The organism is Mycobacterium talmoniae (assembly GCF_001854525.1).
GTDB lineage: Bacteria > Actinomycetota > Actinomycetes > Mycobacteriales > Mycobacteriaceae > Mycobacterium > Mycobacterium talmoniae.
Window position 1 is genome coordinate 1 of sequence record NZ_MLQM01000185.1, and the last position, 10,835, is coordinate 10,835.

7 protein-coding genes, 1 pseudogene and 2 riboswitches are annotated in these 10,835 nt (G+C 69.0%); of the genes and pseudogenes, 4 read left to right on the top strand and 4 right to left on the bottom strand.

What is annotated here, in order from left to right:
- Together BKN37_RS29600 and BKN37_RS23070 are read right to left on the bottom strand one after the other, a co-directional pair.
- On the bottom strand, nucleotides 1–1,217 hold a 1,217-nt coding region (locus BKN37_RS29600; RefSeq protein WP_071029267.1), incomplete at its 3' end, for a PPE family protein.
- A gap of 96 nt (nucleotides 1,218–1,313) precedes the next feature.
- Nucleotides 1,314–1,472: riboswitch (cobalamin riboswitch) on the bottom strand.
- A 55-nt stretch (nucleotides 1,473–1,527) separates the two neighbouring features.
- The gene (locus BKN37_RS23070) at nucleotides 1,528–2,850 is read right to left on the bottom strand and encodes an aminotransferase class I/II-fold pyridoxal phosphate-dependent enzyme (protein WP_071029268.1); all 1,323 of its coding nucleotides are present in this window, start codon (nucleotides 2,848–2,850) and stop codon (nucleotides 1,528–1,530) included.
- Between the two features lie 41 nt (nucleotides 2,851–2,891).
- On the opposite strand from BKN37_RS23070, the gene BKN37_RS23075 reads away from it, so the two are divergent.
- Both BKN37_RS23075 and BKN37_RS23080 read left to right on the top strand, forming a co-directional pair.
- The gene (locus BKN37_RS23075) at nucleotides 2,892–3,551 is read left to right on the top strand and encodes a pyridoxamine 5'-phosphate oxidase family protein (RefSeq protein WP_071029269.1); all 660 of its coding nucleotides are present in this window, start codon (nucleotides 2,892–2,894) and stop codon (nucleotides 3,549–3,551) included.
- A gap of 221 nt (nucleotides 3,552–3,772) precedes the next feature.
- Nucleotides 3,773–4,564, top strand: a complete 792-nt coding sequence (locus BKN37_RS23080; protein WP_071029273.1) for an alpha/beta fold hydrolase — start codon at nucleotides 3,773–3,775, stop codon at nucleotides 4,562–4,564.
- A gap of 77 nt (nucleotides 4,565–4,641) precedes the next feature.
- On the opposite strand, the gene BKN37_RS23085 is transcribed toward BKN37_RS23080, so the two are convergent.
- Nucleotides 4,642–5,862: an NADP-dependent isocitrate dehydrogenase gene (locus BKN37_RS23085; RefSeq protein WP_095407186.1), complete on the bottom strand. Its 1,221-nt coding sequence runs from the start codon at nucleotides 5,860–5,862 to the stop codon at nucleotides 4,642–4,644.
- A 62-nt stretch (nucleotides 5,863–5,924) separates the two neighbouring features.
- Nucleotides 5,925–8,162: an NADP-dependent isocitrate dehydrogenase gene (locus BKN37_RS23090; RefSeq protein WP_071029271.1), complete on the bottom strand. Its 2,238-nt coding sequence runs from the start codon at nucleotides 8,160–8,162 to the stop codon at nucleotides 5,925–5,927.
- Nucleotides 8,163–8,790: 628 nt separating this feature from the next.
- Nucleotides 8,791–8,910, top strand: a riboswitch (SAM riboswitch).
- A 180-nt stretch (nucleotides 8,911–9,090) separates the two neighbouring features.
- Here BKN37_RS23090 and BKN37_RS23095 point away from each other — a divergent pair.
- Both BKN37_RS23095 and BKN37_RS23100 read left to right on the top strand, forming a co-directional pair.
- Entirely contained in the window at nucleotides 9,091–10,434 is a 1,344-nt protein-coding gene (locus tag BKN37_RS23095) for a bifunctional o-acetylhomoserine/o-acetylserine sulfhydrylase (RefSeq protein ID WP_071029272.1), read from the top strand.
- Between the two features lie 10 nt (nucleotides 10,435–10,444).
- Nucleotides 10,445–10,835 (top strand): annotated as a pseudogene (locus BKN37_RS23100) (homoserine O-acetyltransferase MetX); the annotation flags it as partial.

The window sequence follows — 10,835 nt, forward strand, 5'->3', positions numbered from 1 at the left end:
GTGGGCAGGGTGAGCACCACCGGCGTCGCCGGCGGCGGCGCGGCCGGCGGCAGCACCGGCGCGACCGCCGCCGGGGCCAGCTTGGCCAGCGCCGCCAACCCGAAGCCGCCGAGCAGCGCCGGCGGGGCCAGCAGCGTCGAGCTGGCCGCCAGCGCCGCGATCACCGGCACCAGCACGGTCTGCTGGATCAGGTAATGCAGCAGCTGAACGGTGTTGCCGATCGTGGACCCGATCATCTCGACGGTGGCCAACGGCACGACCAGGACCAGCGCTTGCGGATTGAACACCGCGGTGTACAGGATCGCCAGCATGTCGTCGACGATGACCATGCTGGTGAACGCGGCGAACGACCCCGGGTCCAGCGGCACCGACAGGATGTAGGCGATGTTCGCGGGGTTCAGATAGCTCAGCGGATTGCCGGTCCAACCCAGCCACGACCCGGGCACACCCGGGGGCGGCAGCCACGACGCCCCGGCACCGTTGAGCCAGTTGAAGAAGCCCTGGAACGGGTCGGTGATGTCGGTGAAACCGATCTTGTCGAAGAAGTCCAAAAGCTCCTGGTACAGCGGGAAGTCGCCGGTGTCGGGATACGACGGCTGCGGGAACAGGCCTTCCAAATACTTCTGCAGGTCTTCAAACCACGTGGGCGGCTGCGAGGACGACGACTCGGTGGTGTCGGCTTTCATGATCGTGGGCGCCGCGGTGCTATCCGGTGCGGCCGACAGCGTCGTGGTGGCCACCCCGTCGTAGCCGCTCATCACGGTGGCCGCCTGAATCCACATCCGCACGTAGTCGGCCTCGTTCAACGCGATCGGAATCGTGTTGATGCCAAAGAAGTTCGTGCCCACCAACGTCGCGTGGGTGGCGTGGTTGGCGCCCAGCTCCGCCAACGTCGGCATCCCCGCCACCGCGGCGGTGTAGGCCGAGGCCACCGTCTCATGCTGGGCGGCCCGCGCCGCGCTCTCGGCGCTTTGCTGCAGCAGCCACGCCAGATACGGCGCGTGCGCGGCCAGATAGCTTTCGGCCGTCGGGCCCTCCCAGGCCCCGGCTTGCACCGAGCCCAGCAGGGCGGTCAACTCGTCGGCGGTCTCGGCGTATTCGGTGCTCAGCGAGGTCCACGCCCCCGCCGCTGCCAACAACGGCGCCGGGCCGGGGCCGCTGGACAACAACGCCGACCACACCTCCGGCGGCGAGGCCAGCCATATCGGTGCGGTCACCGGAAGCCGTCCCAGATCGAATCCGACAGTGCGGCGGCCATCCACGATTCACGTGACACGGGTGATCGTCAGCTCTCTCGGGGTACACCGCCCCGGGTCGCAGGACGCGATGACGCCAGTATCCTGGCTCTCGGATCACCGCTCGCCTCGCCTTCCAGCTCACGCCGTGGCTGATGAGGGTCGCTCCCCGATGACAGTGGCGGGACCGCGCCGGATTTGCACCGGCTTCCTGCAACGTCATCGCCTTACCCGCGAGATTATTGCACGGCGCTAATACGTCCCCGCGCCCAATCGGCCGGGACCGGGTCGGTCACACGCTGGCGCGACCGGTGCCGTGCGCGGCGTCAGCGACGGCGTCGGCCAGGGCGTCGATGTCGGCGGGGTCGAGTTCGGCGATGGTGATCCGGATGCCCGGCCCGCCGCCAATCCGGAACCGGCTGCCCGGGGCGGCCGCCCAGCCCGCCGCCAACAGCCGTGTCAGCGCGGTGGTTTCGTCGGGCACCGGGATCCACACGTTGAGTCCGGATCGGCCGTGCGCCGCCAGGCCGCGGTCGGTCAGCGCCGTGCACAGCCGCGCGCGGTTGCGGCGGTAGGCGGCCTCAGCGTCGGCCACCATGCGCCGCGCGGCGGCGTCGCGCCACAGCGCGACGGCCAGCTGCTGGAGCAGCTGGCTGACCCAGCCCGGGCCGAGCCGCAACCGGCCGTGCACCCGCTCGATGGTGCGCTGGTCACCAGCCACGAGCGCCAGCCGCAGATCCGGCCCCAACGCCTTGGCCACCGACCGCACGAACGCCCAGTGCCGCGTCGCCCCGGCCAGTGGATGCAGCGGCGCCCCGGCGATGCCGGCGCAGTGATCGTCCTCGACGACCAGCACCTCGCGGTCCGACGCGGCCAACACCGCGCGCAGCGCGTCCGCCCGCCCCGCGGAAACGGCTGCGCCGGTGGGGTTTTGCGCGCGGCTGGTGATCACCACCGCCCGGGCGCCGCGACCCAGCGCCCGGGTCAGGTCGGCGGGCAGCGGCCCGTCGTCGTCGACCCCGACCGGCTCCGGTGAAAGTCCCAGTGCGCCCAGCAAATCCAACAGGTTGGCCCAGCCCGGGTCCTCGACGGCCACCCGGTCGCCGGGACGCAAGTGGGCGGCGAGCACCCGCTCGATCCCGTCCAGGGCACCCGAAGTCACCGCCAGGTGCTCGGCCGGCACCCCGTCGGCGCCCAGGCTGGCGCGGGCGTAGTCGGCCAGCTCCGGTGCGATCGGCGGCTGGCCGTACAGCACCGGCGTGGCGGGCAGCGCCGGCCGGGCGGTCGCGATCGGCAGCAGCCCCGGGTGCGGGGTACCGGTCGACAGGTCCCGCACCCCGGCCGGGATGGCCAGCCCGCGCAGCGACCGCGGGGTGGTCGCCGGGCGGTCACGCACCCGGGTGCCGCGCCGGCCCGCGGTCTCCACGGCCCCGCGGTGGCGCAGCAGCCGGTAGGCGGCGGCCACGGTGTTGGGGTTGACGCCCAGCTGGCCGGCCAGCTCCCGGATCGGCGGCAGCGCGGCGCCGGGTGCCAGCGCCCCCGCCGAGATGCCCTCTTCGATGTCGGCGGCAATCGCCTCGGCGCTGGCACCGCTGATCCTGTACTGTACTGGCACGAAGATAATTCTGTACTAGTACGAAAGTATAGGCAACTGTCATGACGTACTCGCCGACGCCGCGGACCACCCCCACCCGGTACCGGGAACGGGCGCGCTACGACCGGGACACCGTGCACGGCATCATCGACGAGGCGGTGATCTGCCACCTGGGCTACCTGCACGGCGAGCGCCCGGTGGTGCTGCCCACCACCCACGCCCGCCGCGGCGAGACGCTCTACCTGCACGGTTCCACCGGCGGCGGCCCGGTGTTGGCGGCGGCCGCCGCGCCGGAGGGCCTGCCGGTGTGCGTCACGATCACCCTGGTCGACGGGCTGGTGCTGGCCCGCTCGGCGATGCACCATTCGATGAACTATCGCTCGGTGGTGGTGCTCGGTGCGGCCCGGCTGGTCACCGACCGGGCCGAAAAGCTCGGGGCGCTGGCGGCACTGGTCGACCACGTCGCACCCGGCCGGTCCGCCGAGACCAGGCCGCCCAACGACCGCGAACTCGCCGCGACCGCGGTGCTGGCGCTGGATCTGGTCGAGGTGTCCGCCAAGGTGCGCAGCGGGGGCCCGGTCGACGATCCCGAGGATCTTGCGCTGCCGCACTGGGCCGGCGTGGTGCCGCTGGCAGTGTCCGCCGCGCCCGCCGAGCCGGCCGACGACCTGGACCCCGGCACCGCGCTGCCGGCCTACCTGGCGCCCTACCGCCGGCGGTAGCGGGGCCGCCCCTCCACCCGCCTGTTGCGCCGAGATCGACGTTTTGGAGACAAAACGCGAGACGGCGCCCCGGAAACGTCGATCTCGGCGAAAACGAGGTGCGGAAGTGGCCCGGGTGACCGCCGCGTCAACTATTGCGGTACCGGCGGTATCGCCATAATGTCGGGCGCATGCCCCCGACCACGCGCGCGCCGATCCATCTGGGTACCGGAGAACCGGTCCTGCTGCTGCACCCGTTCCTGATTTCCCAGCTGGTGTGGGACACGGTGGCCCGCCAACTCGCCGACACCGGCCGCTATGAGGTGTTCGCCCCCACCATGGCGGGCCACAACGGCGGGCCGGACGCCGGCACCTGGTTTCTCAGCTCCCACGTGCTGGCCGACCACGTCGAGCGGCAACTCGACGAACTGGGCTGGGACACCGCCCACCTGGTCGGCAACTCGCTGGGCGGCTGGGTGGCGTTCGAACTGGAACGGCGCGGCCGGGCGCGCACCGTCACCGGGATCGCCCCGGCCGGCGGCTGGACCCGGTGGAGCCCCACCAAGTTCGAGGTGATCGCCAAGTTCGTTGCGGGCCTGCCGGTGTGGGCGCTGGCCACACTGCTGGGGCCGCGGGTGTTGCGGCTGCCGTGGAGTCGGCGGCTGGCCACCCTGCCCATCAGTGGGCCACCGGACGGGGTCAGCGAACCCGAGCTGGTGGCGATCATCGACGACGTGACGCACTGCCCGGCGTACTTTCAGCTGCTGATCAAGACGCTGCTGCTGCCGGGGCTGGTGGAGCTGGCCCAGACGGCGGTGCCCGCGCACCTGGTGATCTGCGAAAAGGACCGGGTGTTTCCCGGCCCGCGGTCGCACCGCTACTTCCAGGCCCAGCTGCCCGCCGGCAGCCAGATCACCACCCTCGACGGACTGGGTCATATCCCGATGTTCGAGGCGCCCGGTCGGGTCACCGAAACCATCACCGAGTTCCTCGACCGATACGTTCCGGGCGCCGAAGCCCCGCCGGCCAGCTAGCCCCGCGCCGAACGTGCGGCCACGGCGACATTTCGGGCGAATCTCCGCCGTGAGCGCACGTTCGGCGGGCGCCGAAGCTAGGCGAGGGCCTTCTTGAGGTTGTCGGCGATCGAGCCGAGGAACTCCTCGCTGGTCTGCCAGGCCTGATCCTCGCCGATGAGCAACGCCAGGTCCTTGGTCATCTGACCGCCCTCGACGGTGGCGACGACGACCTGCTCCAGCTTCTGGGCGAACCGGGTCACCTCGGGGGTGTTGTCCAGGTCACCGCGGTGCTGCAGTCCGCGGGTCCAGGCGAAGATGGAGGCGATCGGGTTCGTCGAAGTGGGTTTGCCGGCCTGGTACTGCCGGAAGTGGCGGGTGACGGTGCCGTGCGCGGCTTCGGCCTCCACCGTCTTGCCGTCGGCGGTCATCAGCACCGAGGTCATCAAGCCCAGCGAGCCGTAGCCCTGCGCGACGGTGTCGGACTGCACGTCGCCGTCGTAGTTCTTGCACGCCCACACGTAGCCGCCCTCCCACTTCAGGCAGGCGGCCACCATGTCGTCGATCAGCCGGTGCTCGTAGAACAGCCCGGCTTCTTCGAACCTGTCCTTGAACTCCTCGTCGTAGATGCGCTCGAACTCGTCTTTGAACATGCCGTCGTAGGCCTTGAGGATGGTGTTCTTGGTCGACAGGTACACCGGGTAGTTCTGTTGCAGCCCATAGGCGAACGAGGCGCGGGCGAAGTCCTGGATGGATTTCTTGAAGTTGTACATTCCCATCACCACGCCGCCGTCGGCGGGCATGGTCACCATCTCGTGCACGATCGGCTCGCTGCCGTCCTCGGGCGTGAAGGTCAGCGTCACGGTGCCGGGTTTATCGACCTTGAAGTTCGTGGCCCGATACTGGTCGCCGAACGCGTGCCGGCCGATGACGATCGGTTTGGTCCAGCCCGGAACCAGCCGCGGCACATTGGAGATCACGATGGGCTCGCGGAAAATGGTGCCGCCCAAAATGTTTCGGATGGTGCCATTCGGCGACAGCCACATGTGCTTGAGGTTGAATTCCTTGACCCGGGCCTCGTCGGGGGTGATGGTCGCGCACTTGACCCCCACGCCGTATTTCTTGATAGCGTACGCCGAGTCGATCGTCACCTGGTCGTCGGTGGCGTCGCGGTTCTCGATGCCCAGGTCGTAGTAGTCCAGGTTGATGTCGAGGTAGGGGAAGATGAGCATGTCTTTGATGAGCCGCCAGATGACCCGGGTCATCTCGTCGCCATCGAGCTCAACGACCGTGCCGTCGACTTTGATCTTGTTGGACAGCTTCGTCCCGCTCATGCCCCAACCCTACAAGCGGGGCCCGTTTGCGCAGGTCGGCGGCCGGCTCAGCCTGCCGCGGCGTCCAGCGCGGCGTTGAACGTCGTGCTCGGTCGCATCACCGCCGTGGTCAGCTCGGCATCCGGCGCGTAGTAGCCGCCGATGTCCACCGCCTCGCCCTGGGCCTTGTTGAGCTCGGCCACGATGGCGTCTTCGTTCTTCGTCAACGTCTCGGCCAGCGCGGCAAAGTGCTGCTGCAAGTCCTCGTCGTCGCTTTGCGCGGCGAGTTCCTGCGCCCAGTACATGGCGAGGTAGAACTGGCTGCCCCGGTTGTCGAGTTCACCGGTCTTGCGCGACGGGCTCTTGTTGTTGTCCAGCAGCTTGCCGATCGCCGCGTCCAGGGTGGTGCCCAGGATTTTGGCGCGCGCGTTGCCGGTCTTGATGCCGATGTCTTCCAGGCTGGCGGCCAGCGCCAGGAATTCACCCAGCGAATCCCAGCGCAGATGGTTCTCCTCCACCAGCTGGTGGACGTGCTTGGGCGCCGAACCGCCGGCCCCGGTTTCGTACATGCCGCCACCGGCCATCAGCGGCACGATCGACAGCATCTTGGCGCTGGTGCCCAGCTCCAGGATCGGGAACAGGTCGGTGAGGTAGTCGCGCAGGATGTTGCCGGTCGCGGCGATGGTGTCCTTGCCGCGGATCAGCCGCTCCAACGTGTACCGCATGGCCCACACCTGCGGCATGATGCGGATGTCGAGGCCCGCGGTGTCGTGGTCCTTGAGGTAGGTCTCGACCTTTTTGCGCAGCTCGTTCTCGTGCGGGCGCTCGTCGTCGAGCCAAAACACCACCGGCATACCGGAGTTGCGCGCCCGGGTGACCGCCAGCTTGACCCAGTCCCGGATCGGGGCGTCGCGCACGATCGGCATCCGCCAGATGTCGCCGGCTTCCACCTCCTGGCTCAGCAGCACCTCACCGGTGGTGAGGTCGACGATGTTGGCGACCCCGTCCTCGGGGATCTCGAAGGTCTTGTCGTGGCTGCCGTACTCCTCGGCCTGCTGCGCCATCAGGCCGACGTTGGGGACGGTGCCCATGGTCACCGGATCGAACTGGCCGTTGGTCTTGCAGAAGTTGATGATCTCCTGGTAGATCCGGGCGAAGGTGGACTCCGGGTTGACCGCCTTGGTGTCCTTTTGCCGCCCGTCGGCGCCGTACATCTTGCCGCCGGCGCGGATCATCGCCGGCATCGAGGCGTCCACGATCACGTCGGACGGCGAGTGGAAGTTCGAGATGCCCTTGGCCGAGTCGACCATCGCCAGCTCGGGCCGGTGCTCGTGGCAGGCGTGCAGGTCGCGGATGATCTCCTCGTGCTGCGAGGCCGGCAGCGACTCGATCTTGTTGTAGAGGTCGACCAGCCCGTTGTTGACGTTGACGCCCAGCTCGTCGAACAGCTCCTGATGCTTGGCGAAGGCGTCCTTGTAGAAGACCTTGACCGCGTGACCGAACACGATGGGGTGGCTGACCTTCATCATCGTCGCCTTGACGTGCAGGGAGAACATCACCCCGGTCTGGCGCGCATCCTCCATCTGCTCCTCGTAGAAGTCGCACAGTGCCTTTTTGCTCATGAACATCGAGTCGATGATGTCGCCGGCCAGCAGCGAGACCTGCGGCTTGAGCACGATCGTCTCGCCGCCCTTGGTCACCAGGACCATCTTCACGCCGCGCGCGCGGTCCAACGTCATCGACTTCTCGCCGTGATAAAAGTCACCGTGCCGCATGGTCGCGACGTGGGTGCGCGACGCCATCGACCACTCGCCCATGCTGTGCGGGTGCTTGCGCGCGTACTCCTTGACCGCCTTGGGTGCGCGACGGTCCGAGTTGCCTTGCCGCAGCACCGGGTTCACCGCGCTGCCCAAGACGTTGGCGTAGCGCTTCTTCAGCTCTTTTTCCTCATCGGTCTTCGGGTTCTCCGGATAGTCCGGAACCTTGAAGCCTTTGCCCTGCAGCTCCTTGATCGCGGCGACCAGCTGCGGCACCGAGGCGCTGATGTTGGGCAGCTTGATGATGTTCGTGTCGGCACGCTGAGTCAGCCGGCCCAGCTCGCCGAGGTTGTCCGGGACCTGCTGCTCGTCGGTCAGGTAATCGGGGAACTCGGCCAGGATGCGCGCCGCCACCGAGATGTCGCTGGCCTCGATTTTGATGCCGGCCGGCTCGGCAAACGCCCGCACGACCGGCAGAAAGGCGTAGGTCGCCAGCATCGGCGCCTCGTCGGTCAGCGTGTAGATGATGGTCGGCTGCTCGGCGCACATGGCATTTCTCCCGGCGTTGGGTCTTTAGGGCTCCGCGTGGTGTACGGCGACCAGTATCGCGTACCAAGGAATCGCAAAGTCCTCTGGATCCTCCCCCACGCTGCGCCGCGGCGGGAGGCTACCCGTCCGGTCGTGACCGGAATGGCCGTTCGGCGTCGGGGCTAGGTCCCATGACGGGTGGGGCCCGCTGAGCGCCAACGACGGGTGTGGCCGATTCGAGTCTGCGGTGAGGGCACCGAGACTGCGGTGGCGGCACCGAGACTGCGGTGAGGGCACCGAGACTGCAGTTAGGGCACCGAGACTGCGGTGACGGCACCGAGACTGCGGTGACGGCACCGAGACTGCGGTGGCGGCACCGAGACTGCGGTGAGGCCGTGTTTTCGCGCCGACAGTGGGCCTGAGCGCAGGGTCGGCGCCGTAGACGCAGGCTCGACGCCCTGAGCGCAGGCTCGATGCCCTGGACGCAGGCTCGACACCCTGAACGCAGACTCGATGCCGTGGACGCAGACTCGGCGCCGTGGACGCAGGCTCGATGCCCTGGACGCAGGCTCGATGCCGTGGACGCAGACTCGACACCCCGCGCCCCACAGGTGGCGACGCGTTCGCGTCGTGCGATAAGCTGCAAAGCGGTCATGAGCGCCAGCGTCAAGCCCCGGCTTGCTGGCCGGCAACCCTCCAACCGCGGTGGGGTGCCCCGGGTGATGACCAGGTTGAGTAGCCGCCACCGGCTACGCGGCAAGCGCGGGTCCGCCATGACGGGCCCCCCGAGTAGACAGGGGAACCTGATGCGTGCCCATTGCGGGCTGGCCAGCATGTGCCTTAGCCGCTGATCCCGTGGCTTGCCCGTCGACGTCCCTCCCGACGCCGGGCTGCCGCGGGTGCGCCGGCATCCGATACCCGATCGTCCTGAGAGCAGAAAGCACGTCATATGAGCGCTGACACCGGGAGCTCCGAAACCGACCCGACCGCGCATTGGTCGTTCGAGACCAAGCAGGTCCACGCCGGACAACGCCCTGACCCGGCCACCAATGCCCGCGCCCTGCCGATCTACCAGACCACCTCGTTCACCTTCGACGACACCGACCACGCCGCCGCGCTGTTCGGCCTGGAGGTGCCGGGCAACATCTACACCCGGATCATGAACCCGACCACCGATGTCGTCGAGCAGCGCATCGCCGCGCTGGAGGGCGGGGTGGCCGCGCTGTTCCTGTCGGCCGGGCAGGCGGCCAGCACCTTCGCCATCCTGAACCTGGCCGGCGCCGGCGACCACATCGTGGCCAGCCCGCGACTCTACGGCGGCACCTACAACCTGTTCCGCCACTCGCTGGAAAAAATCGGCATCGAGTTCACGTTCGTCGACGACCCCGACAACCTGGACTCCTGGCGGAAAGCCGTCCGGGACAACACCAAGGCGTTTTTCGCCGAGACCATCTCCAACCCGAAGATCGACATCCTCGACACCCCCGGGGTGTCCGGCGTCGCCCACGACCACGGGATCCCGCTGATCGTGGACAACACCGTGGCCACCCCGTACCTGATCCAGCCGATCAGCCAGGGCGCCGACATCGTGATCCACTCCGCCACCAAGTACCTGGGCGGTCACGGCTCGGCGATCGCCGGCGTGCTCGTCGACGGCGGCACCTTCGACTGGACGCAGGGCCGCCACCCCGGCTTCACCACCCCCGACCCCAGCTACAACGGCGTGGTGTACGCCGAGCTGGGGCCCCCGGCGTTCGCCGTCAAAGCCCGGGTGCAGCTGCTGCGCGACTACGGGTCGGCGGCCTCCCCGTTCAACGCATTTTTGGTCGCCCAGGGATTAGAAACGCTGAGCCTGCGCGTTGAGCGGCATGTGTCCAACGCGCAGCGGGTCGCCGAGTTCCTGGTCGGCCGCGACGACGTCCTGTCGGTCAACTACGCCGGGCTGCCCAGCTCACCGTGGTACGAGCGGGCAACCAAGCTGGCGCCCAAGGGAACCGGCGCGGTGCTGGCGTTCGAGCTGGCCGGCGGGGTGGAGGCCGGCAAGGCGTTCGTCAACGCGCTGACGCTGCACAGCCATGTCGCCAACATCGGCGACGTCCGCTCGCTGGTGATCCACCCGGCGTCAACCACCCACGCCCAGCTCAGCCCCGACGAGCGGCTGGCCGCCGGGGTCACCCCCGGCCTGGTGCGGCTGGCCGTCGGCATCGAGGGCATCGACGACATCCTGGCCGACCTGCAGCGCGGTTTCGCCGCGGCTGCCGCCCTGGACCCGCAGGCCGCGGCGGCGGTGTGAGGAGCCTGACGTGACGATCTCCGACGCGCCGACGCAGACCCTGCCCACCGAGGGCGAGATCGGCGTGGTCGACATCGGCCCACTGCGCCTGGAAAACGGCGCGGTGATCGACGACGTGTGTATCGCGGTGCAGCGCTGGGGGGAACTGTCGCCGACCCGCGACAACGTGGTGGTGGTGCTGCACGCCCTGACCGGGGATTCGCACATCACCGGTCCGGCCGGGCCGGGGCACCCCACCCCGGGCTGGTGGGACGGCGTGGCCGGGCCGGGCGCCCCGATCGACACCGATCGGTGGTGCGCGGTGGCCACCAACGTGCTGGGCGGGTGCCGCGGCTCGACCGGACCCAGCTCGCTGGCCCGCGACGGAAAGCCCTGGGGGTCACGGTTCCCGACGATCTCGG

Excerpts from the sequence above, each read along its gene's own strand:
- BKN37_RS23075 (WP_071029269.1), top strand. The coding sequence starts at position 2,892 with ATGACGTACTCGCCGACGCCGCGGACCACCCCCACCCGGTACCGGGAA.
- BKN37_RS23090 (WP_071029271.1), bottom strand. The coding sequence starts at position 8,162 with ATGTGCGCCGAGCAGCCGACCATCATCTACACGCTGACCGACGAGGCG.
- BKN37_RS23095 (WP_071029272.1), top strand. The coding sequence starts at position 9,091 with ATGAGCGCTGACACCGGGAGCTCCGAAACCGACCCGACCGCGCATTGG.